This is a genomic window from Pseudomonas brassicacearum (assembly GCF_003732265.1).
Lineage (GTDB): Bacteria > Pseudomonadota > Gammaproteobacteria > Pseudomonadales > Pseudomonadaceae > Aquipseudomonas > Aquipseudomonas brassicacearum_D.
In genome coordinates this window covers 1-537 of the sequence record NZ_MOBK01000267.1, presented here as the reverse complement: position 1 = coordinate 537, position 537 = coordinate 1, and the positions used below count along the sequence as shown (strand labels likewise).

At 58.7% G+C, this 537-nt stretch carries 1 protein-coding gene; it reads left to right on the top strand.

Translation table 11 applies throughout. The annotated features are described in order from the left end of the window. Positions 1–537, top strand: a 537-nt coding sequence (gene tssI, locus BK660_RS31195) for a type VI secretion system tip protein TssI/VgrG (RefSeq protein WP_123436437.1), incomplete at both ends; no start/stop codon positions are given.

The following is a 537-nucleotide window of genomic DNA, read 5'->3' as shown; positions in this document are numbered from 1 at the left end:
GTTTCGACCTCGAACTGGTCAGCGAAAACCCTGATCTGGACCTCGAACAACTGCTGCACAAGCAGGCGTTTCTCGCATTCGATCCACAAGGCTCGGGCATCCACGGCAAGATCTATCGCGTCGCCCAAGGCGATGCCGGCAAGCGCCTGACTCGCTACAAAGTGTCGATGGTGCCGCAACTCCAATACCTGCATCACCGCACCAACCAGCGCATCTACCAGCAGATGTCGGCGCCGAAAATCATCGCGCTGATCCTTGAAGAGCACGGCATCAAGGGTAACGCGTATAGTTTCCAGCTGAGTCAGCCATGCCCGGATCGCGACTATTGCGTGCAGTACGACGAGACCGACCTGCACTTCGTCCAGCGCCTGTGCGAAGAGGAAGGTATTCACTACCACTTCCAGCACAGCGAAAAGGCCCACCTGCTGGTGTTTGGCGCCGACCAGACCGTGTTCCCCGACCTCGGCCAGCCAACTGCCTACGTGCAGGGCAGCGGCATGGTCGCCGAAGAGCCGGTAATCAAAGGCTTCAAGCTAC